This window comes from Variovorax sp. J2P1-31 (genome assembly GCF_030317215.1).
Lineage (GTDB): Bacteria > Pseudomonadota > Gammaproteobacteria > Burkholderiales > Burkholderiaceae_C > Variovorax.
In genome coordinates, this window is the sequence record NZ_JASZYA010000006.1 from 57,300 (window position 1) to 82,798 (window position 25,499).

The 25,499-nt window shown below is 70.8% G+C and carries 19 protein-coding genes and 2 pseudogenes; 11 read left to right on the forward strand and 10 right to left on the reverse strand.

The window, feature by feature from the left end:
• Positions 1 to 6: 6 nt before the first annotated feature.
• The 7 genes from QTI20_RS29795 to QTI20_RS29825 form a co-directional block, all read right to left on the reverse strand.
• Positions 7 to 1,236, reverse strand: coding sequence for an FAD-dependent monooxygenase (locus tag QTI20_RS29795; protein ID WP_286556015.1), 1,230 nt, complete (start codon positions 1,234 to 1,236; stop codon positions 7 to 9).
• 108 nt (positions 1,237 to 1,344) lie between these two features.
• Positions 1,345 to 2,106 carry an ABC transporter ATP-binding protein gene (locus QTI20_RS29800; protein ID WP_219213608.1) on the reverse strand — a complete coding sequence of 254 codons (762 nt, stop codon included), beginning with the start codon at positions 2,104 to 2,106 and terminating at the stop codon, positions 1,345 to 1,347.
• Positions 2,103 to 2,900 (reverse strand): ABC transporter ATP-binding protein, encoded by a 798-nt coding sequence (locus QTI20_RS29805; RefSeq protein ID WP_183027328.1) that lies wholly within the window; start codon positions 2,898 to 2,900, stop codon positions 2,103 to 2,105. Before QTI20_RS29805 ends, QTI20_RS29800 begins: the two co-directional genes overlap by 4 nt.
• Positions 2,897 to 3,886: a branched-chain amino acid ABC transporter permease gene (locus QTI20_RS29810; RefSeq protein ID WP_286556018.1), complete on the reverse strand. Its 990-nt coding sequence runs from the start codon at positions 3,884 to 3,886 to the stop codon at positions 2,897 to 2,899. Before QTI20_RS29810 ends, QTI20_RS29805 begins: the two co-directional genes overlap by 4 nt.
• Complete coding sequence (locus QTI20_RS29815; protein ID WP_286556020.1) at positions 3,883 to 4,755, reverse strand: branched-chain amino acid ABC transporter permease; 873 nt, start codon at positions 4,753 to 4,755, stop codon at positions 3,883 to 3,885. The genes QTI20_RS29810 and QTI20_RS29815 overlap by 4 nt, the downstream gene beginning before the upstream one ends.
• A 30-nt stretch (positions 4,756 to 4,785) precedes the next feature.
• Entirely contained in the window at positions 4,786 to 5,922 is a 1,137-nt protein-coding gene (locus QTI20_RS29820; protein WP_286556022.1) for an ABC transporter substrate-binding protein, read from the reverse strand.
• Positions 5,923 to 6,228: 306 nt separating this feature from the next.
• Complete coding sequence (locus tag QTI20_RS29825; protein WP_286556024.1) at positions 6,229 to 6,990, reverse strand: helix-turn-helix domain-containing protein; 762 nt, start codon at positions 6,988 to 6,990, stop codon at positions 6,229 to 6,231.
• Positions 6,991 to 7,174: 184 nt separating this feature from the next.
• On the opposite strand from QTI20_RS29825, the gene QTI20_RS29830 reads away from it, so the two are divergent.
• The 10 genes and pseudogenes from QTI20_RS29830 to QTI20_RS29875 all read left to right on the forward strand — a co-directional run bounded on the left by QTI20_RS29830 (position 7,175) and on the right by QTI20_RS29875 (position 18,566).
• A complete protein-coding gene (locus QTI20_RS29830; RefSeq protein ID WP_286556025.1) occupies positions 7,175 to 9,436 on the forward strand; it encodes a TonB-dependent receptor in 2,262 nt (753 codons plus the stop codon).
• A 2-nt stretch (positions 9,437 to 9,438) separates the two neighbouring features.
• Positions 9,439 to 10,833: an MFS transporter gene (locus tag QTI20_RS29835; protein ID WP_183027334.1), complete on the forward strand. Its 1,395-nt coding sequence runs from the start codon at positions 9,439 to 9,441 to the stop codon at positions 10,831 to 10,833.
• 33 nt (positions 10,834 to 10,866) lie between these two features.
• Positions 10,867 to 12,537, forward strand: coding sequence for a serine hydrolase domain-containing protein (locus tag QTI20_RS29840; protein ID WP_286556026.1), 1,671 nt, complete (start codon positions 10,867 to 10,869; stop codon positions 12,535 to 12,537).
• Positions 12,534 to 13,973, forward strand: a pseudogene (locus QTI20_RS29845) (M81 family metallopeptidase); the annotation flags it as partial. The gene QTI20_RS29840 and the pseudogene QTI20_RS29845, both read left to right, overlap by 4 nt.
• Positions 13,974 to 14,132: 159 nt before the next feature.
• A pseudogene (locus QTI20_RS29850) lies at positions 14,133 to 14,918 on the forward strand (alpha/beta fold hydrolase); the annotation flags it as partial.
• On the forward strand, positions 14,915 to 16,096 hold the full coding sequence (locus tag QTI20_RS29855) for an alanine racemase (RefSeq protein WP_286556028.1): 1,182 nt from the start codon (positions 14,915 to 14,917) through the stop codon (positions 16,094 to 16,096). The pseudogene QTI20_RS29850 and the gene QTI20_RS29855, both read left to right, overlap by 4 nt.
• Before the next feature lie 34 nt (positions 16,097 to 16,130).
• Positions 16,131 to 17,003 carry a MotA/TolQ/ExbB proton channel family protein gene (locus QTI20_RS29860; protein ID WP_286556030.1) on the forward strand — a complete coding sequence of 291 codons (873 nt, stop codon included), beginning with the start codon at positions 16,131 to 16,133 and terminating at the stop codon, positions 17,001 to 17,003.
• A gap of 34 nt (positions 17,004 to 17,037) precedes the next feature.
• The gene (locus QTI20_RS29865; RefSeq protein ID WP_183027338.1) at positions 17,038 to 17,466 is read left to right on the forward strand and encodes an ExbD/TolR family protein; all 429 of its coding nucleotides are present in this window, start codon (positions 17,038 to 17,040) and stop codon (positions 17,464 to 17,466) included.
• 12 nt (positions 17,467 to 17,478) lie between these two features.
• Positions 17,479 to 17,913, forward strand: a complete 435-nt coding sequence (locus QTI20_RS29870) for an ExbD/TolR family protein (RefSeq protein WP_286556032.1) — start codon at positions 17,479 to 17,481, stop codon at positions 17,911 to 17,913.
• On the forward strand, positions 17,910 to 18,566 hold the full coding sequence (locus QTI20_RS29875; protein ID WP_286556034.1) for an energy transducer TonB: 657 nt from the start codon (positions 17,910 to 17,912) through the stop codon (positions 18,564 to 18,566). Before QTI20_RS29870 ends, QTI20_RS29875 begins: the two co-directional genes overlap by 4 nt.
• A gap of 53 nt (positions 18,567 to 18,619) precedes the next feature.
• Here the strand turns inward: QTI20_RS29875 and QTI20_RS29880 are convergent, their stop codons facing one another.
• Positions 18,620 to 20,065 (reverse strand): M81 family metallopeptidase, encoded by a 1,446-nt coding sequence (locus QTI20_RS29880; protein WP_286556036.1) that lies wholly within the window; start codon positions 20,063 to 20,065, stop codon positions 18,620 to 18,622.
• A gap of 32 nt (positions 20,066 to 20,097) precedes the next feature.
• The gene (locus QTI20_RS29885) at positions 20,098 to 21,252 is read right to left on the reverse strand and encodes an NAD(P)/FAD-dependent oxidoreductase (RefSeq protein ID WP_286556038.1); all 1,155 of its coding nucleotides are present in this window, start codon (positions 21,250 to 21,252) and stop codon (positions 20,098 to 20,100) included.
• 98 nt (positions 21,253 to 21,350) lie between these two features.
• Here QTI20_RS29885 and QTI20_RS29890 point away from each other — a divergent pair, with 98 nt between their 5' ends.
• Positions 21,351 to 22,028, forward strand: coding sequence for a helix-turn-helix domain-containing protein (locus QTI20_RS29890; protein WP_286556039.1), 678 nt, complete (start codon positions 21,351 to 21,353; stop codon positions 22,026 to 22,028).
• Here the strand turns inward: QTI20_RS29890 and QTI20_RS29895 are convergent.
• Positions 22,025 to 25,498 (reverse strand): ATP-binding protein, encoded by a 3,474-nt coding sequence (locus QTI20_RS29895; RefSeq protein ID WP_286556041.1) that lies wholly within the window; start codon positions 25,496 to 25,498, stop codon positions 22,025 to 22,027. The genes QTI20_RS29890 and QTI20_RS29895 overlap by 4 nt on opposite strands.
• Position 25,499 lies beyond the last annotated feature (1 nt).

Genomic DNA, 25,499 nt, shown 5'->3' on the forward strand with positions numbered 1-25,499 from the left:
TCCGGTTCAGGCCGACACGGCCTCGGCATCGAATCGCTCGACGCAGCGCGTCGCGTCGTACTCGTAGACCCACTCGGCCTTGATGCCCACGGCGTTGGGGTTCTGAGCCTGCTGGCGCTGCATCTCCAGGTCGCGCTGGCGCAGGTCCTCTGGCGTGGACAGGTGGTAGGTCCGGCCACGCTCGCGCGCCTCCAGCTGCACGCGCGCGGTGCGCGGGCGGCGCTCCGTTTCGTAGGCCTGCAGCGCGGCTTCGATGTCGCCCGCGCGGTGCGCGAGGGCGGCGGCGAGCACGTAGGCGTCCTCGATCGCCATCGCCGCGCCCTGCGACAGGAAGGGCAGCATCGGATGCGCGGCATCGCCCAGCAGCGTGACCCGGCCCTGCGACCACTGGGGCATCGGGTCGCGGTCGAACAGGCCCCACTTGAAGGTCTGCGCGCTGTCCACGCGCTCGAACAGGTCGACGATGTCGCGGTGCCAGCCCTGGTAGGCGCCCAGCAGTTCCTCGCGGGTGCTGGGCTCGGTCCACGACTCCGCCACCCAGTCGGCGCTCTCGTTGACCGCCACGATGTTCACGGCCGCGCCGCCCTTGACGTAGTAGGTCACGATGTGCGCCTTCGGGCCCATCCAGAACGAGGCGTCCGGGCTCACGAAGGGCAAGGGATGCTGCTCGACCGGCACCAGCGCGCGCCAGCACATGTGGCCGGTGAAGCGCGCCGCGGTCTTGCCCCAGAGCCCGTCGCGCACCACCGAATGGATGCCGTCGGCGCCGACGATCAGGTCGGCCTCGAAGGACGACCCGTCGGCGAAGCGCGCGGTCGCGCCCTGCGCGCCCTGTTCGATGCCCACGCACTGCACGTTGAAGCGAACCTTGTCGGCCGGGATGCCCTCGCACAGGATGGCGTGCAGGTCGGCCCGGTGCACGTGATAGAAGCCGGCGCCGAACAGCCGCGGGCAGGTCTCGCGCAGCGGCGTGCGGAACAGTTCGCGCGCCGTGTCCCAGTTGCGCCCGACCATCGCCTCGGGCAGGAAGCCGATGCGTTCGAGCGCATCGCCCAGGCCCAGCGCCTGCAGCACCTTGGCCGCGTTGGGGGTCATCTGCACGCCCGCGCCGATCTCGCCGAAGGCGGGCGCCCGCTCGAACAGGTGCGCGTCGATGCCGCGCAGGCGCAGGGCCCGCGCCAATGCCACGCCGCCGATGCCGGCGCCCACGATCCCTACACGCAAGGGCTTGCTCATCACGATCTCCTTCGTACCGGACAGGTCCGGCGCTTAATAAATAAACACACAATTAATTAACGGGGAGGAAGAAGGCCGGCCTTCGCGGGCCGGCCTCTTCCGACCGGCTCAGCCGCCCAGGTAGGCGCTCAGCAAGGCGGTGTCCTCGAGCAGTTCGGCCGCCGGCCGCTCCGCCACGATGCGGCCGGTCTCGTAGACGTAGGCCCGCGCCGCGACCGACAGCGCGTTGTGCACGTTCTGCTCCACCAGCAGCACCGTCACGCCGTGCGCGTGGATCTCGCGCACGAAGTCGAACACCTCCTCGGCCATGCGCGGACTCAGGCCCAGGCTGGGCTCGTCGAGCAGCAGCAGCGTGGGCTCCGACATCAGCGCGCGGCCGATCGCCAGCATCTGCTGCTCGCCGCCGCTGAGCGTGCCGGCCAGCTGCCGGTAGCGCTCCTTGAGCCGCGGGAAGCGGGCGTAGACCTTGGCGGCGCGCTCCTCCACCACCGTGGCCGACTTGCAGAGGTAGGCACCGAGGGCCAGGTTCTCGTGCACCGTCATGGCGGGCCAGACGTGGCGCTCCTCGGGCGACTGGGCGATGCCCTGCCCCACGATGCGGTCGGCCGGCATGCCGCCGATGGCGTGGCCCTTGAACAGGATCTCGCCGCGCGTCGGCTTGAGCAGGCCCGAGATCGCGCGCAGCGTCGTGCTCTTGCCCGCGCCGTTGGCGCCGATCAGCGCCACCACCTCGCCGGGCGCGATGCGCAGGTCGACGCCGTGCAGGGCCGCGGTCTTGCCGTAGCTCACATGCAGCTGGCGCAGCGCCAGCAGCGGCTCGCCCGCAGGCGCGGCACCGGCCGGCGGCGAGCGTTCGAGGACGGCGCTCATGCCTTCTTCCCTCCGCCCAGGTAGGCCTCGACCACGCGCGGGTCGCCCTGCACCTGGGCCGGCGTGCCCTCGGCCAGCTTCTCTCCGAAATGCATCACGACCACGCGGTCGGACACGGCCATCACCAGTCCCATGTTGTGCTCCACGATGAGGACCGACTGCACCAGCCGGCCCGGAAGGGTCTTGAGGATGTCGCCGAAGACGCGCGCCTCCTGGCTGTTGAGCCCGGCCGCGGGTTCGTCGAGCATCAGCACCTGCGGCTTGGCGGCCAGCGCGAGCGCGACCTCCAGCAGGCGCAGCTCGCCGCAGGACAGCACCGAGGCGGCGGTGTCCATGCGCTGCGACAGGCCCATGGTCTCGACGATGCGCGCGGCGCTGTCGCGCACCGCCTGCTCGGTCTCGCGCACCCGGCGGCCCGGGAAGAAGGTCTGCCACAGCGACTGGCGCGCTTCCAGGTAGTGGCCGGTGAGCACGTTCTCGAACACCGTCAGAGACTTCAGGATGTTGGTCTTCTGGAAGCTGCGCACGATGCCGCGGCGCGCCATGCGGAAGGGCTTCTCGCCGGTGACGTCGGCACCGCCATAGCGGACCTGGCCGGTGCTCGGCGTGTAGAAGCCGGTGATCAGGTTGAAGCAGGTGGTCTTGCCGGCGCCGTTGGGGCCGATCAAGCCCACGATCTCTCCCGGGCGCACGTCGAAGCTGATGTCCTTGACGGCCTTGATGCCGCCGAAGGACTTGCCCAGGCCGCGCACTTCGAGCGTCGCGCCGGCCGGCAGGCTCAGGGCGGCGTTCATGCGGATCTCCCGGTGGCCGGCGTCGCCAGCTTGGTCGATGCGGCTGTCGGCATGCGCCGCTCGCGCCGCCGCTGCGCGAAGCCCATCAGGCCCTGCGGCAGGAACAGCACGATGGCGATCACGGCCAGGCCGAAGATCGACAGCCGCAGCTCCTTGGTCTCGCGCAGGTACTCCTCGAGCAGCGTCACCAGCAGCGCGCCGATCAGCGGTCCGACCAGCGTGCCCTTGCCGCCGATCAGCACCATGATGATCATGCTGATCATGAAGGCGAAGCGGAACATCTCCGGCCCGACGAAGGAGATGTAGTGCGCATAGAAGCCACCGGCCATGCCCGACAGGAAGGCGCCGAGCACCAGCGCCAGCATCGAGTAGGTCAGCGGACGCACCCCGATCGATTGCGCGACGAAGCGGTTCTCGCGGATCGCCACGGCCGCGCGTCCGGCGTTGGAATGCACGAAGCGGTACGACAGGTACAGCGCGATGGCCAGCACGCCCCAGGCCACGGCGTAGTAGAACTGCTTGGCGCCGAGGTTGCCGGCCTCGGCCAGCATCGCGGGCTGCGGGATGCCCGCGATGCCCATCGGGCCGTTGGTCAGGCCGATCCAGTTGTCGGCGACCAGCCGCAGCACCTCGGCGAAGGACAGCGTCACGATCACGAAGAACGGACCCTGCAGGCGCAGCGTGATGGCGCCGATCACCACGCCCATCGCCGCGGCCAGCGCGCCCGCCACCGGCACGGTGGCCCACATCGGCCAGCCGTGCTGCGTCGAGAGGATGGCCGCGGCATAGGCGCCGGTGCCCAGGAAGGCCGTGTGGCCCAGCGAGAACTCGCCGACGTAGCCGACCACCAGGTTCAGGCTGGTGGCCAGCACCGCGTAGAACAGCACGATGATGGCGATGTGCAGCAGGTACTGGTCCCGCACCACGAAAGGCACCAACGCGGCCAGCGCGAGGAAGCCGAAGAGGAAGTTGCGTTCGAATTTCATGCTCGCTCCGCGCGCTTGGAGAACAGGCCGTAGGGCCTGAAGACGAGGGTCAGGATCACCAGCGCGAAGCCGATGATGTCGACCCAGCCGGTCGCCACGTAGCCGCCCCAGAGGGCCTCGGCCACGCCCAGCAGCAGGCCGCCCGCGATCGCGCCGGCGAAGCTGCCCATGCCGCCGAGGATCACCACCACGAAGGCCTTCATGCTCACCAGCCCGCCCACCGACACCTGGGCCGAATAGATCGAGCCCAGCAGCATGCCGGCCATCGAGGCGATCACGGTGCCCATCGCGAAGGTCGCGGCGTAGACGTTGGCGGTGCGGATGCCCACCAGCCGCGCGGCCATCGGGTCCTGGAAGGTGGCGCGCATCGAGCGGCCCAGGCGGGTCTTGTGAATCGTGAGCCAGGCCCCGACGATCAGCAGCGCGCACACCGCCACCGCGAACAGGCGCAGCTTGGTCAGCACGATCGGGCCGAGGAAGGCCGGGCCGGCGGAGATCGGCGCCTCGACCTTGAGCGGCGCGGTGCCGACCGCGAGCAGCGCGGTGTTGGCCAGGAAGATCGACAGGCCGATGGTCAGCAGGATGCCGGCCTCCTCGCCCTGGTCGCGGATGCGTTCGATCAGGAAGCGGTCGATGAGCCAGCCGAAGGCGCCCATCGCCACGGCCACCAGCAGCAGGCCGGTGAAGAAGTCGAGGCCGAGCCGCGTGGTGGCCCACCAGCCCATCACGCCGCCAAGCATGTAGAGCTCGCCGTGGGCGAAGTTCACCACCCGCATGAGGCCGAGGATCAGGGTCAGGCCCAGCGCCGAAAGCGCATAGAACGAACCGGTCACGAGGCCGTTGGCGAGGTATTGCAGGAGCAGTTCCATCTGCGTTCCGATCAGCGGGCGCGCCGCGGCTCAGGGCTTCTCGGTGGGGGACTCGGCCACGACCTTCGGCTCCTTGCCGACGATCTGCACCAGCACCACGTCGAAGCCGTAGCCCTCGCCCTTCTCGGTGAAGCGGTAGCGGCCGTTGGGCGCCTGGTAGTCGGTCTTGCGCAGCGCGTCGCGGATCGCCTCGGGCTCGGCCTTGCCTGCGCGGGCGGCCGCTTCCATCAGGATGTTCAGCGCGTTGAAGCCGGCCGCGCCGTACTTGCCCGGCTTCTCCTTGTAGGCCGCCGTGTACTGGTCGACGAAGGCCTTGTTGCGCTCGCCGGGCATGCTCGACGCATAGGGCACGGCGGCGTAGACGCCTTCGGAGGCCGCGCCCGTGAGGCCGATGAAGTCGGCCGTGGCCCAGGAGCCGACGCCGAAGATCTTGGTGTTGAGGCCGAACTCCTTGAACTGCTTGACCAGGATCGAGCCGTCCTGCGTCTCGGCGGCCACGAACACGCCGTCAGCCTTGGCCGCGCGCAGCTTGGTCAGCAGCGTGTAGAAGTCGGTCGCGCCGTGGTCGAAGTACTCCTTCATCACGGTCTTCACGCCCATGCCGGAGAGGTCCTTGGAGAAGTCCTCGACACCGCCGCGGCCCCAGTCGTCGTTGACGCCGATGTAGGCCACGTTCTTGAGCTGCAGCTTGTCCGCGAGGATCTTGCTGAAGGTCTTGGACATCAGCCGGTCGGTCTCGGCCGAACGGAAGAAGTACTGCATGCCCTTCTCGGTCAGGTCGGCCTTGGAGGACACGCCGCTGAGCAGCGGCACCTTGTACTTCTCGGCCACCGGCATGACCGCGGCCGTGGCCGAGCTGCAGAAGGCGCCGGTCACGGCCACCACCTTGTCGCGCTGGATCAGCTTCTCGGCCGCGTTCACCGAGTTGGCGGGGCGGCACTGGCCGTCCTCGATCACCAGTTCGATCTTCCTGCCGCCCACGCCGCCGGCCGCGTTGCGCTGTTCGACCGCCAGCTTGGCGCCCGCCACGAAGGCCTGGCCGTTGTAGGCCACCGATCCGGTCAGGGGCTGGATCACGCCGATCTTGACGGTGTCCTGCGCCCAGGCGCCGAGGCAGAAGGTCGGCAGCATCCACGCCGCTGCGAGGGATTTCCATTGGAAGTTCATGAGGTTCTCCTGAAAGAGCGTCTGCCGAGGCAGGACTTACATAATTAGTCGATCAATTAATTTCAGGCGAAGTTTAGGGCGTGCACCGCGCCACGCCACGGGACTAACCCTGACAATTAATTGATCGGTTAGTTAGCAATCCGCATGCCAGGCGCCACGCCGCTTTTTCGGCGCCGGAGGACGCTGGCGACCGGCCGGCGCGTGCCTGCCGCACCAGCACGCGGCGCGGCTCCCCCGATCGGGGCGTGCCGGACCGGCGCGCCAGCGCTCATGCGGCGGCGAAGGCGATCGGGAGCGGCGGGGTCTTCAGGGATGCCGCTTGCGCCGCTCGGCCGGCGCGGCCTGCGGCGCCTTGGCGGCGCCCGCATCGGCGCGCTGCACCGCGGGCGGCATCTCGGCCGGTGCGCGCATCGACGGATGCGCATCGCCCACCGACTCGCACACCGAGAGCAGCCGGCACGGCCCCTCGCCCACGGCCAGGTAGGCGTGCCCCATCGCGCTGTCGAAGTAGACCGAGTCGCCTGGGTTGAGCACCACCGGCGCATAGAGCTCGGTGTGGAATTCGATGCGCCCTTCGAGCGCGTAGCTGAACTCCTCGCCCGGGTGGTGGATGAAGCCGCCGAACTCGGCGAAGAACTCGTCGAGGCTGCGCGCGCGCACCTCGGTGACCATGGGCGTGAGCCGCTTGTTCAGCAGCTCGGTGGCGAGGTAGGTCTGGCTGTAGGTGCGGTTGCCCACCGCCATGCCTTCGCCGCGCCGCTGCACGATGCGCCGCCCCGCGCTGTAGCCCGCGGGCGTGGAGGGCACGCCGCGCGCACCGACCACGGCCGCGCTGCCCGAGGGCTCGAGCACCTGCGCCATGTCGACGCCCAGCCCGCGGCTGATCAGGTGCAGCTTCTCGTACGACAGCGAGGCATGCCCTTTTTCCAATTTGGACAAAGTAGAAACCCCTAGTCCGGTCCGCGCGCTGACCTCGCCGAGCGTGAGGCCGAGCCGCTTGCGCAACGCGCGGATGGTTTCTCCCGGTGCATTGGATGCGGGGGCATGGGCAGAGGGGACTTCGATCATGGCTTTTTTTGGAGGTCCTAGGGCCGACACGGATGGCGGCTTCGAATCTAAACGCTAAGGCAACTTTTGTCCATTTGGTGAATTTATACAAATAGGAAAATAAATTGCCAATATGGAAATTCATTTGTAGGATGCCGTCCGGATCGATCGCCGTCACAACCCCCTCGATGGAGTGCCTCACCCAATGATTCGTCTCGACAACACCGGCTTCAACCGGCTCCCCCGCCCCTCTTTCCTGCGCGCCACGCCGCTCGCCCTGCTGGTGGCTTCGGCCGCCGTCCTGATGGGCCAGGCCGCGCAAGCGCAGACCGCCGCCCCCGCGGCCGAAACCGAGAGCAAGGCGACGAACGCGCTCGACAGCGTGACCGTCACGGCCACGCGCCGCCGCGAGCCGGTGCGTGAAGTGCCGATGCAGGTCAACGTGGTGCCCAGCGAGAAGCTGGAGCGCGAAGGCGCGAAGAAGCTGGCCGACTACATCGCCGACCAGCCGGGCGTGAACCTCACCAGCAGCGGCACCGTCGGCGGCTCGCTGAGCATGCGCGGGCTGACCACCGGCCCGTCGCAGACCATCGCCACCGTGGGCGTCTACATCGACGACGTGGCCACGGGCATGAGCTCGGCCTATGCGCTGGGCGGCTTCACGCCGCTGGACATGGGCATGCTGGACCTGCACCACATCGAAATCCTGCGCGGCCCGCAAGGCACGCTGTACGGCGCCGGCGCCATGGGCGGCGTGCTCAAGTACGTGACCAACCAGCCCGACACCACCGAGTTCTCGGGCGCGGTGAAGTTCGGCGCCTCGTCGACCAAGGGCGGCGGCAGCGGCTTCAACACCGGCCTGATGCTCAACATCCCGATCAAGGAAGAGACGGCCGCGGTGCGCCTGTCGGCCTTCAGCGACCGCGTCGGCGGCAGCTACAACGCCGTCGGCCCGGCCGGTGGCACCAACGTCGACCGCGGCCACACCGAAGGCGGCCGCCTCTCGCTGCTGCTCACGCCGACCAGCGACCTGACCATCCGCATGACCGCGACCGCGCAGGAAGTGAACCGCCGGGGCCTGGGCTTCGAGGACATGACCATCGCCACCGGCCGCCCGGTCTACGGCGAACGCACGCGCTTCCTGTCCACCGGCGAACCCTACAAGAACCGCACCACGCTGTGGGGCCTGGACGTCGAATACGACTTCGGCTGGGCCCGCCTGAACTCGATCACCTCCGTGCAGGACGTGAAGATCAGCAATGCCGCCGACATCAGCCCCATCTATGCGCCGCCGCTGCGCTCGCTGGGCTACCCCGTGGTCTCGGTCCCGCTGGGCAGCAACGTCGACCAGCACCGCACCAGCCAGGAGTTCCGCCTGACCTCGCGCTCGGGCCAGACCTTCGAATGGCTGGCCGGGCTCTATTTCAACCGCGAGCGCGGCAACGTCACGGGCAGCATCGACGCCAACCTGGCCGGCGGACTGCCCAGCACGAACCTGCTGGTCACCGGCAAGCCCAACCGCTACCAGGAAGCGGCGGCCTACGGCGACGTCACCTGGAACGCCACCTCCGCGCTGTCCTTCACCGGTGGCGTTCGCCTGGCCCACAACAAGCAGTCGTACAGCGACCGCAGCACCGGCCTGCTGGTGCCGGGCGCGCCGATGACCAACGGCGGCAACTCGTCGGAGAGCCCGACCACCTACCTGGCCACGGCCAAGTACGCGCTCGACAAGACCAGCAACGTCTACTTCCGCGCCGCCAGCGGCTACCGCCCGGGCGGCCCCAACGGCCTGAAGCCCAACACCAACCGCAACGTCGTCAAGCCGATGTACGAGTCGGACTCGCTGTGGAGCTACGAGCTCGGCTACAAGGCCGACCTGCTGAACCGCACGGTGTCGGTCGAGGCCGCGCTCTACGACATCGAGTGGAAGAACATCCAGCAGCCGATCCGCGACGGTGGCTTCAGCTTCTTCACCAACGCCGGCGATGCGCGCATCAAGGGTGCCGAGCTGATGCTGGGCTGGAAGCCCAGCCGCGACTGGAACCTGAGCAGCTCGCTGTCGCTGATCGATGCGCGCCTGCAGACCGATGCCGCCGGCCTCCAGGCCAAGGCCGGCACCCGCCTGCCCTCGACGCCGCGCGTCGCGGCTTCCGCCGGCATCACGCGCAACTTCAACCTGGCCGGCCGCGATGCCTACGTCGGCGTCGCCGCGCGCTACACCGGCAAGCGCAACGCGGGCTACGAAGGCAGCACCGTCGCGCCCAGCATCAACCTGCCGGCCTACACGATGGTCGACCTGCAGGCCGGCATCGAGTTCCCGCGCTTCAGCATCGCCGCCTACGTGCGCAACCTGGCCGACAAGCGCGGCCTGGTGTCGGCTGAAGTGGGCGTGACCGCACCCACCCAGGCCCTGGTGGCCCTGGCGCCCGCGCGCACCATCGGCGTGACCATGACCGTGCCGTTCTGACGATGGCGCTGTTCACGCCGATCGCGCCCCCGCTGGCGACCGAAGGGTCGTCGGCCGGGGTGTCCGAAGGGGTCGTCAAGGCCCCGCCCAGCGCCTGGTACGCACTGGTCGTGCTGATCATCGCCACGGTGCTGGGGGCGGTCGACAAGGTCGTGCTCACGCTGCTGACCGAGCCGGTGCGCCTGTCGCTGTCGCTGTCCGACACCCAGATCGGCCTGCTGCAGGGCGCCGGCCTGGTGCTGTTCACCGGCATCGCCACCCTGCCGCTGGGCTGGCTCAGCGACCGCTACGACCGCCGCGTGGTGCTCGCCGCCTGCGTGGTGCTGTGGAGCGCGGCCACCGGCCTGCGCGGCACGGCCGAAGGCTACGGCGTGCTGTTCATCGCCTCGATCGGGCTGGGCGTCGGCGAAGCCGGCCTCACGCCCATCACCAACAGCATGATCCCCGACCTGTTCCCGCGCGCGCAGCGGGTGTTCGCCAACGCGGTGTTCGCGCTGTCGATCATCTTCGGCAGCGCGCTCGGCGCCCTGCTGGGCGGCAGCGTGGTGAACCTGACCGACGAGCTGCGGCACCTGCTGCCGGTGTCGATGCAGGGCTACGAGGCCTGGCGCCTGACCTTCTTCGTGATGGCCGCGGCGGGCATCCCCGTGGCGCTGCTGGTGCTGTCGATACGCGGCGGCCGCGGCGGCAAGGGCAAGGCCGCCAGCGTGAGCTTCGACACCGTGACGCCCGCCAACGCCATCGGCTTCCGCGAGCACCTGGTGGGCAACTGGCGCACCTTCGCCGGCCTGGTGATCGGCTTCGGCCTGGGCGCCGTGGGCCTGAGCTCGATCGGCACCTGGCTGCCGGTGGTCGCGGCGCGCGAGTTCGGCGCCACGCCGGCCGAGGTGGGCCGCGGCATCGGCCTGGCCTTCCTCACCGGCACGCTGGTCGGCGGTGCGCTGGGCGTGCTGGTGATGCGCTTCGCGCAGCGCCGCATGGGCCCGGCCGCCGCACTGCGCATCATCATGCTGGGCAACCTCAGCGCGGCGCTGCTGTCGGTGCTGATGCTGTTCATGCGCTCGTCGACCGACGTCTTCATGCTGCTCGCGCTGCTGGTCGTGCCGCTCATCAGCGGCGCGGTGCTGCTGCCCAACGTGCTGCAGGACGCGGCCCCCGCGCACCTGCGCGCACGGACCATCGCCCTGCTCACCATGGCCAGCCTGCCCTTCGGCGTGATGGGCCCGCTCACGGTGGGCCTGCTGTCCGACAGCCTCAAGGGCTCGGTCAGCGGCAACAGCCTGGCCACCGCCGTCGTGATCACCACGCTGGTGGGCGGCGTGCTCGGCGCGATGGTGCTGCGCGCCACCGAGGGCCGCTTCGCACGCCTGATGCAGGCGGCGCAGACCACCGCCTGAGTCCCTTCCATGTCTTCTCCTGCAGAGCCTCCCATGTCTGAACCTGTTCCCCTTCCGGCCGACAAAGTGACGGCCGCGCTGGCCGCGATCGATGCGCTGCTGGCCCCCTTCCAGCGCAGCGACGCGCCCGGCCTGGTGATCGGCATCGCCCAGCAGGGCCGGCTGCTGTACCGCCGCGCCTTCGGCATGGCCAGCCTGGAGATGGGCGTGGCCCTCACGCCGACCAGCCGCATGCGCATCGCCTCGACCAGCAAGCACTTCACTGCGATGGGCATCCTGCTGCTGGTCGAGGACGGCCTGGTCGAACTCGACGCGATGGCGCAGACCTACCTGCCCGAGCTGCCGACGCTGAGCGACAAGGGCCCCACCGTGGCCCAGCTGCTCGCCCACACCAGCGGCTGGCGCGGCCATGACGAGCTCTGGGTCATGGCGCACGGCATGACCTTCTGCCACCCCGGACCGGGCCTGCCCGCGATGGCGCGCCAGGGCGAACTCAATTTCGAGCCCGGCACGCAGATGGTCTACAGCAACGGCGGCTACCACCTGCTGGCCAAGATCATCGAGCGCGTCAGCGGCCTGAGCTACGACGCCTTCCTCAAGGCCCGCCTGTTCGGCCCGCTGGGCATGCCCGACACCGCCTCGGTGGCGACCGACCTCGACGTGCATCCGGGCCTGGCCGGCCTCTACATGCCGGCGGCCGAAGGCGGCTGGCAGCGCGGCCTCTATCCCTGCGAACTCGACGGCGGCGGCTCGCTGGTGTCGACCGTGGACGACATGCTGCGCTGGCTCGCGCACCTGCGCGCGCCCGCCAAGACCGTGGGCACCCCGCGCAGCTGGGACGCGCTGTCGGCGCCGACCACGCTGGCCTCGGGCTCGACCGTGACCTACGGCTACGGGCTGGCGCGCCATCCCTACCGCGGCGTCGAGATCCTGCACCACGCCGGCGCGGTGCTGGGCGCCACCTCGCAGATGCTGAGCGTGCCCAGCCACGGGCTCGACATCGTCATCATGGTCAACGGGGCACCGATCGCGCCGAGCAGCTTCGCCTGCAAGGTGGTCGACCTGCTGCTCGAGGACCAGCTCGCGCCGCACGAGACGCGCCCGCAGGCCGCCGACTTCCCCGGCCTGGTCGGCCAGCGCTACCACGCGCCGGCCACCGGCAAGCTGATCTCCTTCGCCGACGTGGCGGGCAAGCTCGCCATGTCGTGGCAGGGCAATGCCACACTGCCGATGCACCACGGCGAGGGCAAGCTCTGGCTGGGCCTGCAGGACCTGCCGGTCAACGACCTGGTGCTCCAGGTCTCCGACCTCGATGCAGCGAAGACAAACGAGTCCCTGACGCTGTTCGAAGGCGGCGAGCCGCGCCGCTTCGAACGCCTGGCCGAGGCCGCGCCCGATGCCGCCACGCTGGCGCCGCCACTGTGCGGCGACTACCGCAGCCCCGACCTCGACGCCAGCGCGCGCATGGAACTGGCCGACGGCAAGCTGCTGCTCACGGTGCGGGGCCACTACGGCCATCACACCGTCGTGCTCGACATCCTGTCGGCCGACGTGATGGTGCTGACCTCGACCGATCCGCTGCTGGCGCGCATGGGCCACTCGATCTTGAACGTGGAGCGGCAGGGCGACAAGGTCGTCGGCCTGCGCATGGACACGCTGCGCACCCACAACATCCACCTGGTCCGCGAGGAGTCCCGCGCATGAAGTTCTTCGCCGCCCTGCTCGCCACCGAGACCAACACCTTCGTCTCGGCCCCCACCGGCTGGGGAAGCTTCAACGAATACGGCGTCTTCCACGGCGACTCCAGCACGCGCGACGCGGACGGCTACGGCATGTTCGCGGTCGAGCTGCGCCGGCTGCTCGCGGCCGAGGGCCACGACATGGTCGAGAGCCTGCTGGCCTTCGCCCAGCCGCTGGGCCGCACCGTGCGCACGGTCTACGAGAGCCTGCGCGACGAGATCCTGGCCGACCTGCGCGATGCCGGCCCGGTCGACGGCGTGATCCTGATCCTGCACGGCGCGATGGTCGCCGACGGTTATGACGATTGCGAAGGCGACCTGATTTCGCGCGTGCGCGCCATCGTCGGCCCGAACGTGCCGATCGGCGTCGAGCTCGACCTGCACTGCCACTTCACGCAGCAGATGGTGAGCGGCGCCGACGTGATCGTGGGCTACAAGGAATACCCGCACACCGATGCCGTGGTGCGCATGCAGGAACTCACGCGCATCGTGGTCGACACCGCGCAAGGACGCGTCAAGCCCACCACGGCCGTGCACGACTGCCGCATGGTGGGCCTGTGGCACACCACGCGCGAGCCGATGGCCAGCTTCGTGCGCCGCATGGAAGCGGCCGAGAAGCAGCCGGGCGTGCTCTCGGTCTCGCTGGGCCACGGCTTCCCCTGGGCCGACGTGCCCGAGGCCGGCGCCAAGCTCTGGGTCGTGACCGACAACGACCCCGCCCTGGCGGCCAGGCTGGCCGACGAACTGGGCCGCGAATTCTGGGACCTGCGCCACCGCATCGGCGCCCACGCGCCCTCGGTCGAGGAAACGCTGGACGCCGCCATGGCCGTCGAAGGCGGCCCGGTGGTGATCGCCGACATGGCCGACAACGCGGGCGGCGGCGCCACCAGCGATGCCACCTTCATCCTGCGCGCCATCCTCGAGCGCAACATCGCCGACGTGGCCATGGGCGCCTTCTGGGACCTGGGCGCAATCCACCTGTGCCGCGACGCGGGCGTCGGCGCCAGCTTCGACCTGCGCCTGGGTGGCAAGTGCGGCATCGCCTCGGGCGACCCGGTCGACCTGCGCGTCACGGTCAAGGCCGTGGCCGAAGACTATTCCCAGGGCGGCCTCACGGCCGGCACGCGCACGCTGCTGGGCACCACCGTCTGGGTGCAGGCCGCGAACGGCCTGGACATCGTGCTGATCAGCAAGCGCAACCAGGTCATGTCGACCGACCTGTTCACCGGCCTGGGCATCACGCTCGCGAACAAGAAGCTGATCGTGGTCAAGTCCGCGCAGCACTTCCACGCGCAGTTCGGCCCCATCGCCAAGGCCGTGCTCTATGTCTCGACGCCGGCCGCGTTGAGCAACGACTTCGCCAACCTGCCCTACCGCGTGCGCGACCTCGACTACTGGCCGCGCGTGGAAGAACCGACGCGCGGCACGCCCTCCACGAAGAAGGAACCATTGAAGATGAAAGCACCCGGCGAGCTCTACACCATCGAGGGACGCACGATGCACCTGCAGCGCAGCGGCCCCGCACCCGCCAGCGCCACCCAACCCACGCTGGTGATCGAAGCCGGCGGCGGCTGCGCCTCGCCGATCTACGGCCGCCTGCAGCAGGCCCTGGCCGCCAGGCACCCGGTCGTGAGCTACGACCGTGCCGGCACCGGCTGGAGCGAGTCCGACGGCCAAGGCTTCGACGGCGTGCGCACCGCGCACCGCCTGCATGCGCTGCTCGCGGCCGCCGGCGTGACCGGCCCGATCGTGCTGATCGGCCACTCGCTGGGCGGCCTGCTCAACCGCATCTACACCGGCCTCTATCCGGAACACGTGGCCGGCATCGTGATGCTCGACGCCAGCCACCCCGAGCAGTTCGAAGTGTTCTCCGAAGTCCCCGAAGCCGTGCTGGCCGCGGAGCGCGACAAGCGCGTCAAGTTCCAGGCCGGCGGCCCGCCGCCGCCGGAGTTCGCGCCGATCCAGGCCCTCTTCGCCGACATGCCGCAGGTCATCGAACAGCTGATCGCGACCTACACGCCCGAAGCCGTCGACACGACCAAGGCCGAACTCGTCGCGCTGCAGCAGGTCGCACGCCAGGCCGGCGCCTCGCCCGACTACGGCGCGCGTCCGCTGGCCGTGCTGTGGGCCGCGCTGCAGAAGCTCCCGCAAGGCGCCGAGAGCGCCAACGCGGTGCAGCAACGCTGGCCCGAGTTCCAGGAAGCGCACACCACGCTGTCCACGCAGAGCAGCCTGCAGCTGATCGAAGGCGCGGAGCACATGACGCTGGTGCTGCTGCCGCCCTTCGTGAGCCAGGTGGCGGCCGCCGTCGACCAGGTGGTGGCACGGATCGGGGCTTCGCAATGACCGCCTTCGCAGACATGGCGCTGGCCGAACTCGCCACGCCGGCGCTGCTGCTCGACAGCACGATCCTCGCACGCAACTGCGAAGCGATGGCGCAGCGCGCCGCGCACCACGGCGTGGCGCTGCGCCCGCACCTGAAGACCTCCAAGTCGGCCGAAGTGGCGCGCCTGGCCACCCGCGGCCAGGCCGGCGGCATCACGGTCTCGACCGTGGCCGAGGCCGACTACTTCGCGGCCCACGGCTTCCTGGACCTGACCTATGCGGTGGGCATCAGCGCCAGCAAGATCGAGGCGCTCGACCGCATCCAGCGCACCCACGGCGCGCGCATCACGCTGCTGGCCGATCGCGTCGAGGCCGTGCTGTCGGCGGCCGAACAGGCACGCGCGCTCGACGCCAGCTTCCCGCTGCTGATCGAGATCGACACCGGCGGCGGCCGCGGCGGCCTGGCGCCCGACGATGCCGAGCTGCTGACCGTCGCCGATGCGGTGCGGCAGAGCGAAGCCTTCACGCTGGCCGGCGTGCTGACCCATGCGGGCCACAGCTACGGCGCCGACAACCGCGAGGCGATCCGCGCGATTGCCGAGGTCGAGCGCGCCGGTGCGGTGCATGCGGCCGAACGCCTGCGCGCGGCCGGCTTCCCGGTCAGCGTGGTGAGCGTCGGTGCCACGCCCACCGCGGTGTGCGCCCAGAGCCTGGCCGGCGTGACCGAGATGCGCCCCGGCGTCTACACCTTCTTCGACCTCGACCAGGTCGCGCGCGGCATCTGCGGCGTCGACGACATCGCGATGTCGGTGCTGGCCACGGTGATCGGCCACAACCCGCGTTCGGGCCGCGTGCTGATCGACGCCGGCGCACTCGCGCTGTCGAAGGACAGCTCGGGCGCGCAGTTCCGCGACGACCTGGGCTACGGCCTGGTGTGCCCGGCCGAAGGCGGTGCGCCGCTGGCCGGCCTGCATGTGGCCGAGCTGCACCAGGAGCACGGCCTGGTGGCCGGCAACGGCGACCTGCAGGCGCTGTTCGCCGCACTGCCCGTGGGCAGCCGCGTGCGCATCCTGCCGCACCACGCCTGCATGACCGCCGCCCCCTACGACCGCTACCACGTGGTGCGCGCCGCGGGTGCCGACGTGCATGCCATCTGGGGCAAGACCCGCGGATGGCAGGCCGGCACGCTGGATGCGTGAGCGCAACCCTTCTTTCATTTCCCTGGAGACATTCATGATCAAGACGCTTCTCGCCCGCTTCGCGCCGGCCGCCGCGATGGCCCTGGCCCTCTGCCTCGCCGGCGTACTGCCCGCCGCCCACGCTCAGAACACCGCTGCACCGACGAGCGAAGCCGGCGCCCCCGCCGCGGCCCCTGCGGCCCCGGCACCCGCCGCGGCGGCGGCCCCGGCTCCGGCCACCACCCACGCCGCCGCGGTGAAGGTCGACAACCCCTACGGCATCGGCGCCCTGTGGGCCCAGAGCGATGCGGTGACCAAGGCCGTGCTCGCGATCCTGGTGATCATGTCGATGAGCAGCTGGTACGTGATCGTGATGAAGCTCTTCGAGCAGTCGCGCATGGGCCGCCAGGCCAAGCAGGTGGACGATGCCTTCTGGAACGCCAACAGCGTCAAGAGCGGCGCCGAGCAGCTCGCCACCACCAGCCCCTTCCGCTTCATCGCCGACGCCGGCGTGCATGCCACCAAGAAGCACGACGGCCTGCGCGGCAAGGTCGACTTCGCGGACTTCGTGGACCTGTGCATCCACCGCGCCACCGAGCGCGTGCAGCGCCGCCTGAGCAACGGCATGTCGCTGCTCGCGACCGTCGGCTCGACCTCGCCCTTCGTGGGCCTGTTCGGCACCGTCTGGGGCATCTACCACGCGCTCACCGCCATCGGCGTCGCGGGCCAGGCCTCGATCGACAAGGTCGCCGGCCCGGTGGGCGAGGCGCTGATCATGACCGCCATCGGCCTGGCCGTGGCGGTGCCCGCGGTGCTGGGCTACAACTGGCTGCTGCGCCGCAACGTCGCGGTGATGGACGACGTGCGCGAGTTCAGCGGCGAGCTGCACTCGGTGATCCTGGCCGGCAGCGGCAGCACCCACGCCTGATGCGGCTGCCGCTGCAAGACATGCGAGGCGCACCATGGCCATGAACATCCCCTCCGCCGGCGGCGACGAGGAACAGGTCATCGCGGCCATCAACACCACGCCGCTGGTCGACGTGATGCTGGTGCTGCTGATCATCTTCCTCATCACCATCCCGGTGGTCAATTACTCGGTCCCGGTGCAGGTGCCCAAGGAACGCAACGAGGTGCGCGAGAGCAAGCCGGAGACCGTGGTCCTGTCGGTCGACGCGGCCGGCCGCATCTACTGGTACGACACCCCGGTGCGCGACACGAAGAGCCTGACCGACAAGCTGACCAAGGTGGCCGCGCTCAACCCGCAGCCCGAGGTGCACATCCGCGGCGACTGGCAGTCCGACTACGAACCGGTGGGCAAGATCATCTATGCCTGCCAGGCCGCGGGCATCGCCAAGGTCGGCTTCATCACCGAGCCGCCCGCGCGCAACTGACAAGGCAAGCCCATGCGAAAAGAAAAGCCGGGGCGCCGCCGCAGCGCGCCCTCCGACGAGCCCATGATGGACATCAACACCACGCCGCTGATCGACGTGATGCTGGTGCTCCTGATCATGCTGATCATCACGATCCCGATCCAGCTGCACGCCGTGAACCTGAACATGCCCACGGGCAACCCGCCGCCCAGCGACATCAAGCCCGAGGTGCTGCGCATCGACGTGGACGAGCGCAGCAACGTGCTGTGGAACGGCGAGGTCATCGCCGACCGCGCCGAGGTCGAGCGCCGCTTCGAGGTGGTGGCCGCGCAGGAGGTGCAGCCCGAGGTGCACCTGCGCCCCGACAAGCGCGCCAAGTACGAGATCGTGGCCGGCCTGATGGCCGCGGCCCAGCGCACCGGCCTGACCAAGCTGGGCATCGTCGGCTCGGAGCAGTTCATCCCATGACGCGCGCCCAAGACTTCAACCCCAAGTCCCGCTTCGGCCCGGTGAGCATCGGCGTGATGGTGCTGGCCCACGGCCTGATCGGCTACGGCCTGGTCTCGGGCCTGGGCGGGCATGCGCTCGAGCTGATCAAGAAGCCGATGGAGGCGACCATCATCACCGAGGTCAAGCTGCCGCCCCCGCCACCGCCGCCCCCACCGCCGCCCCCGAAGAAGATCGTGCGCCAGGAAGTGGCCAAGGTGCCGCCGCCACCGCGGCCGGCCTACGTGCCGCCGCCGGCCGTGACACCGCCCGTGAGTTCGGCGCCCGCGATCACCGCGGTGCAGAGCACGCAGGCCGTGCCCCCGCCGCCGGCCGCGCCGCCCACGCCACCGGCACCGCCCGCGCCACCGAAGACGACCGCCACCGACATCGCCGTGGCCTGCCCCAAGCAGGTCGCGCCGCAGATGCCGCGCAAGGCGCTGGACGACGGCATCAGCGGCGTGGTGACGGCCGAGGCCCACATCAAGGGTGGCCGCGTGACGGAAGTGCGCGTGCTCTCGGGTCCGCGGGTCTACCACGGCGCGGTGCGCCTGGCGATGATGAAGTACGAGTGCCAGACCACCGGCGATGCGGAACTGACCGCCACGCAGGAGTTCATCTTCAAGTTCGACTGAGAACGCGTGCGAACGAAGCGGCTGCGCGCCCCGGTCTGCGGGGCGCTCGGCTTCTACACATCCAGCGGCCACTTCGGCCGCTGCACTTTCTGGTAGGGCAAGGTCCGCAGGTCCAGCGTCACGCTGCCCGGCGCGCCCGCATAGATCACCTGCTTCGCCACCTGGGAGAAGGAGGCGTAGAAGTGCTGCGAGGACTTCACCACCACGATCTTCTTCGCCGCCAGCTCGCAGCCCAGCTGCGTGAACAGGTCGGTGCCCATGGCCTGGTTGCGCCGCGTGACCAGCACGATCTCGATGCCGTTCGCCTCGACCAGCGCGCAGTCGCCCATCGGCACCGGCGTGCCCGACAGGCCGCTCATCACCAGGTCGTGATGCAGCGCCTTGACCGTGCAGAGCAGGTCGAGCGGGTCGCCCGACAGCGGGCTGATCTTGCCGCCGATGCGCATCGGCAGTCGCGCGCCCAGGCCCGCATCGAAGGCGATGCGCACCGCGATCGGGTCCCACATCGGGCCCAGCGCCGCATCGCCGATGCCGCGCTCGATCATCCGGCGCAGCATGAAGGTGGCGTCGCTGGCCGCGCCGCCGCCGGGGTTGTCGGCGCCGTCGGAGACCACCACCGGGCCGCCGTCGAAGGCCAGGGCCTGGTCGAGCGCGGTGTCGATGTCGGGGTAGGGCACGCCGAGGCCTTCGCGCAGCGCGATGAACTCGTCGGCCAGCTGGCGTGCCAGCGCCTGGGCCCGGGGCGCGTCGTCGTCGGTGTAGACCAGCAGCTTGGTGCCCATGCCGGGCACGTCGCCCCAGGAGAAGCCGTGCGCGATCGAGATCGACAGCACGCCGTCCTTGCCTTCCAGCGCCTGGATGCGGTCGACGAAGCCGCGCGCCGGCTCGCGCGAGGTGTGGACCGTGACGATCATCTCGCAGTCGACCACCGCGGCCACGGGCTGGATCCGGCCCTCGACCATCGCGGCGCAGAGGTCGACCAGCTCCAGGCCACGCTCGAGGATGTCGGTGTGCGGGTACTCCTTGAACGCGATGATCAGGTCGGCGTTGGCGGTCATGGCCTCGGTCAGGTGGCAGTGCGGATCGATCTCCACGCCGACCACCCGGTCGGGGCCGGCGATCGCGCGCACGCGCTGGAGCAGGTCGCCCTCGCAGTCGTCGTAGCCGTCGGCCACCATCGCGCCGTGCAGGCCCAGCAGCACCATGTCGACCGGCATGGCCGCGCGCAGGTCGGCGAGCAGTTCCTCGCGCAGCGTCTCGTAGGCATGGCGCGTGGTGATGCCGCCGGGCTGCGCGCCCGCCACCACGCCTTCCTGCAGATGCCAGCCACGCTCGGCACCGCGCACGCGCGCGGCCCACAGCGGGCCCGCATAGAGGCTCATCTGGTCCGGGTGCTGGCCGGCCGGGTAGTGGCCGAACTCCTTGAACGAGGACAGCGCCGTCGGCATCGGCGCAAAGGTGTTGGTTTCGACCGCGAGGGTCGCGCTGAAGACTCGCATGACAAGGCCCTTGGACGTTGCGATGGTGCCGCTCAGGCCGCGGTGCGCAGCCGTTGCGGGCCCAGCATCTCGGTCGTCAGGCCGAAGGCCGCGATGCGCTCGGGCAGCGGCAGGCCGCGGGCCAGCGCGGCGCAGGCCTCGCCCATCGCGGCCGAGGTCTGGATTCCGTAGCCGCCCTGGGCCGCGACCCAGAAGAAGCCCGGCGCCGAGGGCTCGAAACCGCCCACCAGGTCGCCGTCGGCCACGAAGGAACGCAGGCCGGCCCAGGTGCGCGTGGGGCGGCGGATGGCCAGCGTGGTGGCTTCCTCGATGCGGTGGATGGCGAAGGCGATGTCCAGCTCCTCGGGCTGCACGTCGTGCGGGTCGACCGGGTCGGCATTGGCCGGCGAGCCCAGCAGCATGCCGGCGTCGGGCTTGAGGTACCAGCCCTCGTCGGCGCTGTAGACCATGGGCCAGTGCGCGGTGTCGGCGCCTTCGGTGGGCGCGAAGATCAGGGCCGAGCGGCGGCGCGGCTCGATGCCGATGGGCGGCACGCCCGCCATCCGCGCGATGGTGTCGACCCAGGCGCCGGCGGCGTTGAGCAGCACGGCCGCCTCGTAGACCTTGCCGCCAGCCGTCACGCGCCAGCGCTCGCCGACACGCTCGACGGCCGTGACCTCGGCATCGCAGGCCAGCAGGCCGCCAGCCCGGCGCATGCCGCGCAGGTAGCCCTGGTGGATCGCATGCACGTCCATGTCGGCCGCGTCGGGCTCGTACAGCGCGGCCGCCACCTGCTCGGGCCGCAGCGCGGGCACGCGGGCCAGCGCCTCCTCGCGGCTCAGGCGCTCGGCGCCGGTGTCCATGGCGCGCAGCACCGCCCAGTGGGCCTCGAGCGTGGGCAGATGTTCTTCGCTCGCGACCATCATCGCGCCGCGTGGCGTGAGCAGCGGGTGCTCACTGAAGCCTTCGGGCGGATGGTCGAAGAAGGCGCGGCTGGCCAGCGTGAGGGCGCGCACCTGCGGCGTGCCGTAGCTTTCCATGAACAGCGCGGCCGAGCGGCCGGTGGAGTGGTAGCCCGGCTGGGATTCGCGCTCGAGCAGCACGACGCGGCCATGCGGCGCCAGCCAGTGGGCAACGGAAGCGCCGGCGATGCCGCCGCCGATCACGAGGTAGTCGGCCACGAGGGGCGCGGTGGTGGGGGTGTTCATGGGGAAAAGTGTAGGAACAAATTTGCGGATACGCAAATCAATTCGCGCACGGGACCGGCTGGCAGAATGGCCGCGCACTACCGACGAGAAGAACCCGCGTGAATCCACACACCGCGACCCCCAAGGGCGCCCGGCCGAAACAGTCGCCGCCCACGCTGGACCCCGCCGCCTTCGGCCTGCGCCTGCGCGCCGCGCGCAAGCGCTTCGGCTGGACGCTGGCGCAGCTGGCCGAACGCTCGGGTGTGTCGATCACCACCATCTCGCGCGCCGAACGCGGCCAGCTCGCGCTGGGCTACGAGAACTTCACCGCGCTGGGCCGCGCGCTCGAGATGGACATGAACGCGATGTTCGCGGGCGCCGGCGTCAAGCCCGCGCCGCTGGCCGGGCCGGTGGTCACGCGCGCGGGCCAGGGCGTGGTGTACCGCGGCCAGGCCATCGCCTACGAGTTCCTGGGCACCACGGCCGCGGGCAAGCAGATGAGCCCGATCGTCGGCACGGTGCATGCGCGCCGCGTGCACGGCCCCGAGGACTTCGTGCGCCACACGGGCGAGGAGTTCGTCTATGTGCTCTCGGGCGAGATCGAGGTGCACTTCGACCATGGCGAGGTGCTGCGCCTGGGCCGCGGCGACTCGCTCTATTTCGACAGCCGCATCGGCCACGCCTATGTGAGCGTGAGCCGGCAACTGGCGAAGATCCTGGGCATGACCTGGGGCGAGAGCGTTTCGCTGCCGGTCCCGGCCGAGCCGGCGGCAAAGAAGCGCGCGCCGCGCGCCTAGGCCGGCTCGCGTTCCAGCGCGACCACGTTCGCACCCTCGGGGAACACCTCGCGCACCAGCGGCAGCAGGTGCGCATGGTGGGTCAGGAAGATCACCTGCGTGTGCGCCGACAGCGCGCGCAGCACGCGCAGGCCGGCCTGGGCCCGCGCATCGTCGAAGTTGACGAACAGGTCGTCGGCCACGAAGGGCAGCGGCGGCGCGCTCACCAGGTGCAGCTCCAGCGCGGCGATGCGCAGCGCCAGGTAGAGCTGGTCGCGCGTGCCCTCGCTCAGGCCCGCGACCTCGACCACCGCCCCGCCGCGGCGCTTGGCGTAGAGGGCCGGCGTGTCCTTCTCGTAGTCGACGCCCAGCTTGACGAAATCGCCCAGCGTGAGTTCGGCGAACACCGTGCTCGCGCGCTGCAGCATCGGCCCCTGCTGGCGGTCGCGGTAGCGGTCGATGGCCCACTTGAGCAGCTTGCCCGCGGTCGCGACCTCGAGGTACTGCTCGGCCACGTCGCCCATCGCGGCCAGCGCCTCCTGCCGCTTGGCCTCGGCGATCGCCGCGTTGGCCTGGCCCGCGATCGCGGCCAGCGCCTGCTCGGCGGTCACGCGCTGGCGCACCAGCGCGGCGAGGCGCTCGGCCAGTGCCGCCAGCTCGCTTTTCGTCTGCTCGCCGAGCCCGGCCACCTGGGTCGGGTCGAGCGCCGCGACCTCGGCTTCGATGGCTTCGCGCGCCAGGCCGTCGCCATCGCGGATCAGGGCTTCGCGCGCGTCCTCGAGCGTCTGGCGCAATGCGCGGCGGCGGTCGGATCGCTCGACCAGCGGGATCGCCTCGGCCACCGACACCACGCCGGCCAGCGCCAGCAGCGGCCGGAGCTGCGCCTGCACCGTGGCCAAGGCCAGTTCGGCCTCCGCCAGCGACGACACGGCCCGGCCCAGGGCCTGCTCGGCGAGCGCCGCCTGCTGCCGCGCCGCGGTGCTGTCGCGCAACCGCTGCGCCAGCCGCCGCGCCACCTCGGGCCAGTCGCCCAGCGCCAGCCACGGCGGCTCGACCGCGGCGCCGAGACGCCGGGCCTCGGCCTCGAGCCGGTCCAGGTCGGCGCGCATGGTGTCGATGTACTCGCGCCGGATCTGGTCGGCGCGCTCCAGCCGCTCGGTGACCCGCTGCGCCAGCGCGACCGCGCCCTCGGCTTCGGCAAAGGTCGAAGAAGCGGCTTCGAGCCGGGCGCTGCGCAGGGCCGCCGCCCATTGGGCCTCCCATTGGCGGTACTGCGCATCCGCCGCATCGGCCAGGGTGCGCAGGCCCTCGAGCGCCCGCTGTGCCTGGGCGCACTGCTGCACCAGGGCGTCGCGGCTGGCCTGGGTGCTGTCGGCCTGGCGCACCTGCAGGCTGGCTTGCGCGCACAGCGCCGACAAGGCGATGCCGGCCGGCACTTCCACGCCCGCTTCCTGCAGCGCGGCGACCAGCGTCGCCTGCGCCTCGCGGCCGGCGCGGGCCTCTTCGTCGAACTCGCGCTGCCGCTGCGCCGCTTCGTCGTGGGCCGCCAGCGCCTCGTCGCGCTGCGCCAGGCCCTGGGCCGCGTCGTCGAGCGGCATGCCGGCCCAGCCCACACTGTGGGCCAGCGCGGCCCAGTCGGCGTCGAGCGCCGCCAGTTCGGCCGCGCGTTCGGCCAGCACCGTGTCCTGGCGCGCCACGTCGGCCTGGGCCAGCGCCAGGTTCTGCCGCGTGCCCTGCAGGGTCGCGGCCTCGGTGGCCGTGCCGAGCTGGGCATCGACCAGTTCGTCGGCGCGGCGGATCGCGGCGTCGAGCCTCGGCGCGCCCTCGGCCAGGCCGATCTCGCCGTCCTTGACCGCGAGCCAGGCCGCATCGCGGCCGTCCCGTGCCGTGCGCACCTGCTCGGCCGTGACCACGGCATGGGCCTGCTCGAACTGCTGCAGCGCCAGCGCGAGGCGGTCGGCCACGGCCTGCAGGTCGTCGCGCTTGCCACGCGCATGGGCCAGGGCCGTCGCGGCGTCGTGGCGCTGGCGCTGCAGCGCGCCGAGGCGCGCGGGCGAGGGCAAGGCCATGGCGCGCAGCGCGTCGACGGGCGCCTGCCAGGGGCCCAAAGCCGCCAGCGCCTGCGCGCGCCGGGCCTGCGCGGCCTCGAGCGCCGACGCCAGGCTGCGCTGGCGCGCGGCGCTGTGGCCCAGCGCCAGGGCATCGTCCAGCGCCTGCCGCAAGGCCGGCGAGACTTCCGATGCAGGCAGCGCCTGCAGGTCTTCGCGATGGTTCTCGAGTTCCTGCGTCTTCTGGCGCACCGCCTCCTGCGCGCCGCGCGCCGCCTGGTGCAGGCCGCCGCGGTCGCGCAGCAGGTTGACCACGGCCTGCAGGGCCAACGCGCTGGGCCGGCCCGCGCGTATCTCGGCCTCACCCGCGGGCCAGCCCAGCTGCATGGCGGCGTCGCGGGCCTCCGCGAGCAGGCGCTCGACCTCGGCCTCGCGCAGCGGCAATTCGCGCGGATGGTTGGCGCACAGGTTGCGCATCCGGTCGAGCGCCTCGATGTCGGCGCTCAGGGCGAGCACGCCCGCGTCGTACGCCACCTCGCCGTGCTCGCCGCGGCGCGCCTCGACGTCCTTGGCGCGCGCCTGGCAGGTGGCCTCGGCGCGCGACAGCGCCTCGGCGCCCGTGCGCAGTTCGGCCAGCGCAGTCGCGGGAAAATCGATCACCTCGCCGGGCTCGGCCCAGGCGGCTTCGAAGCCGCGGATCTCGAGCAGCCTGGGCCCGAGCCGGCGCACGCGCTCGAGGCGCGAACGCTGGACCTCGAGCGCCAGGCGCCGTTCCTCCTCGGTGGCGATGCCGGCCAACACCGTGTCGAGCGCGGCCTTGGCCTCGGTCCAGACCTTGGTCTTGACCTGCGCGTTCCTGAGTTCCGCCTGCGCCTCGTCGAAGCGCTGTGCGGCCTGCGCGTAGTCGCTGCTGCCCTTGCGTGGCGCCCAGAGATTGCCGGCCTGCTTCTCCAGCGCCTCGCGCACCGGCCCGAGGCTGGCGATGCCCGCGGCCGACTGGAACAGCACGCGGCCCACGTCCTTCGAACTGTCGAGGATGCTGCGGCCGCCTTCGACCAGCCGGTCGTGGTCCATGCAGAACATCTGCTCGAAGAAGTCCTTGTCGGCGGCGCCTAGGAAGGGGGCGAGCTGCGCGTCGGGCATCACGGCGTCGGTCGGCGTGCGCAGCGGCGTGCGGCCGCGCGCGCGATGGAAGGCGAGCTCGCCGGGCCCGCCCTGCAGCACGCCGCCCAGCCGCATCTCGGCCAGCGCATGGCGGAAGTCCAGCCGGGTGCGCAGCGGCATGCCGAACAGCAGCTCGGTGATCGCGTTGCGCACGGTCGACTTGCCGGCCTCGTTGGGACCGACCACCACATGGAAGTCGGCCGCGGCGTGGGATGGAAACTCGAGGCTGGTGCCGTCGAACTTGCCGTACTTGAGCAGTTGCAGTTGCCGGATGCGCATG

Excerpts from the sequence above, each read along its gene's own strand:
- QTI20_RS29860 (WP_286556030.1), top strand. The coding sequence starts at position 16,131 with ATGATCAAGACGCTTCTCGCCCGCTTCGCGCCGGCCGCCGCGATGGCC.
- QTI20_RS29885 (WP_286556038.1), bottom strand. The coding sequence starts at position 21,252 with ATGAACACCCCCACCACCGCGCCCCTCGTGGCCGACTACCTCGTGATC.
- QTI20_RS29810 (WP_286556018.1), bottom strand. The coding sequence starts at position 3,886 with ATGAAATTCGAACGCAACTTCCTCTTCGGCTTCCTCGCGCTGGCCGCG.
- QTI20_RS29835 (WP_183027334.1), top strand. The coding sequence starts at position 9,439 with ATGGCGCTGTTCACGCCGATCGCGCCCCCGCTGGCGACCGAAGGGTCG.
- QTI20_RS29875 (WP_286556034.1), top strand. The coding sequence starts at position 17,910 with ATGACGCGCGCCCAAGACTTCAACCCCAAGTCCCGCTTCGGCCCGGTG.
- QTI20_RS29865 (WP_183027338.1), top strand. The coding sequence starts at position 17,038 with ATGGCCATGAACATCCCCTCCGCCGGCGGCGACGAGGAACAGGTCATC.
- QTI20_RS29870 (WP_286556032.1), top strand. The coding sequence starts at position 17,479 with ATGCGAAAAGAAAAGCCGGGGCGCCGCCGCAGCGCGCCCTCCGACGAG.
- QTI20_RS29840 (WP_286556026.1), top strand. The coding sequence starts at position 10,867 with ATGTCTGAACCTGTTCCCCTTCCGGCCGACAAAGTGACGGCCGCGCTG.
- QTI20_RS29830 (WP_286556025.1), top strand. The coding sequence starts at position 7,175 with ATGATTCGTCTCGACAACACCGGCTTCAACCGGCTCCCCCGCCCCTCT.
- QTI20_RS29800 (WP_219213608.1), bottom strand. The coding sequence starts at position 2,106 with ATGAGCGCCGTCCTCGAACGCTCGCCGCCGGCCGGTGCCGCGCCTGCG.
- QTI20_RS29825 (WP_286556024.1), bottom strand. The coding sequence starts at position 6,990 with ATGATCGAAGTCCCCTCTGCCCATGCCCCCGCATCCAATGCACCGGGA.
- QTI20_RS29815 (WP_286556020.1), bottom strand. The coding sequence starts at position 4,755 with ATGGAACTGCTCCTGCAATACCTCGCCAACGGCCTCGTGACCGGTTCG.
- QTI20_RS29895 (WP_286556041.1), bottom strand. The coding sequence starts at position 25,498 with ATGCGCATCCGGCAACTGCAACTGCTCAAGTACGGCAAGTTCGACGGC.
- QTI20_RS29855 (WP_286556028.1), top strand. The coding sequence starts at position 14,915 with ATGACCGCCTTCGCAGACATGGCGCTGGCCGAACTCGCCACGCCGGCG.
- QTI20_RS29880 (WP_286556036.1), bottom strand. The coding sequence starts at position 20,065 with ATGCGAGTCTTCAGCGCGACCCTCGCGGTCGAAACCAACACCTTTGCG.
- QTI20_RS29795 (WP_286556015.1), bottom strand. The coding sequence starts at position 1,236 with ATGAGCAAGCCCTTGCGTGTAGGGATCGTGGGCGCCGGCATCGGCGGC.
- QTI20_RS29805 (WP_183027328.1), bottom strand. The coding sequence starts at position 2,900 with ATGAACGCCGCCCTGAGCCTGCCGGCCGGCGCGACGCTCGAAGTGCGC.
- QTI20_RS29820 (WP_286556022.1), bottom strand. The coding sequence starts at position 5,922 with ATGAACTTCCAATGGAAATCCCTCGCAGCGGCGTGGATGCTGCCGACC.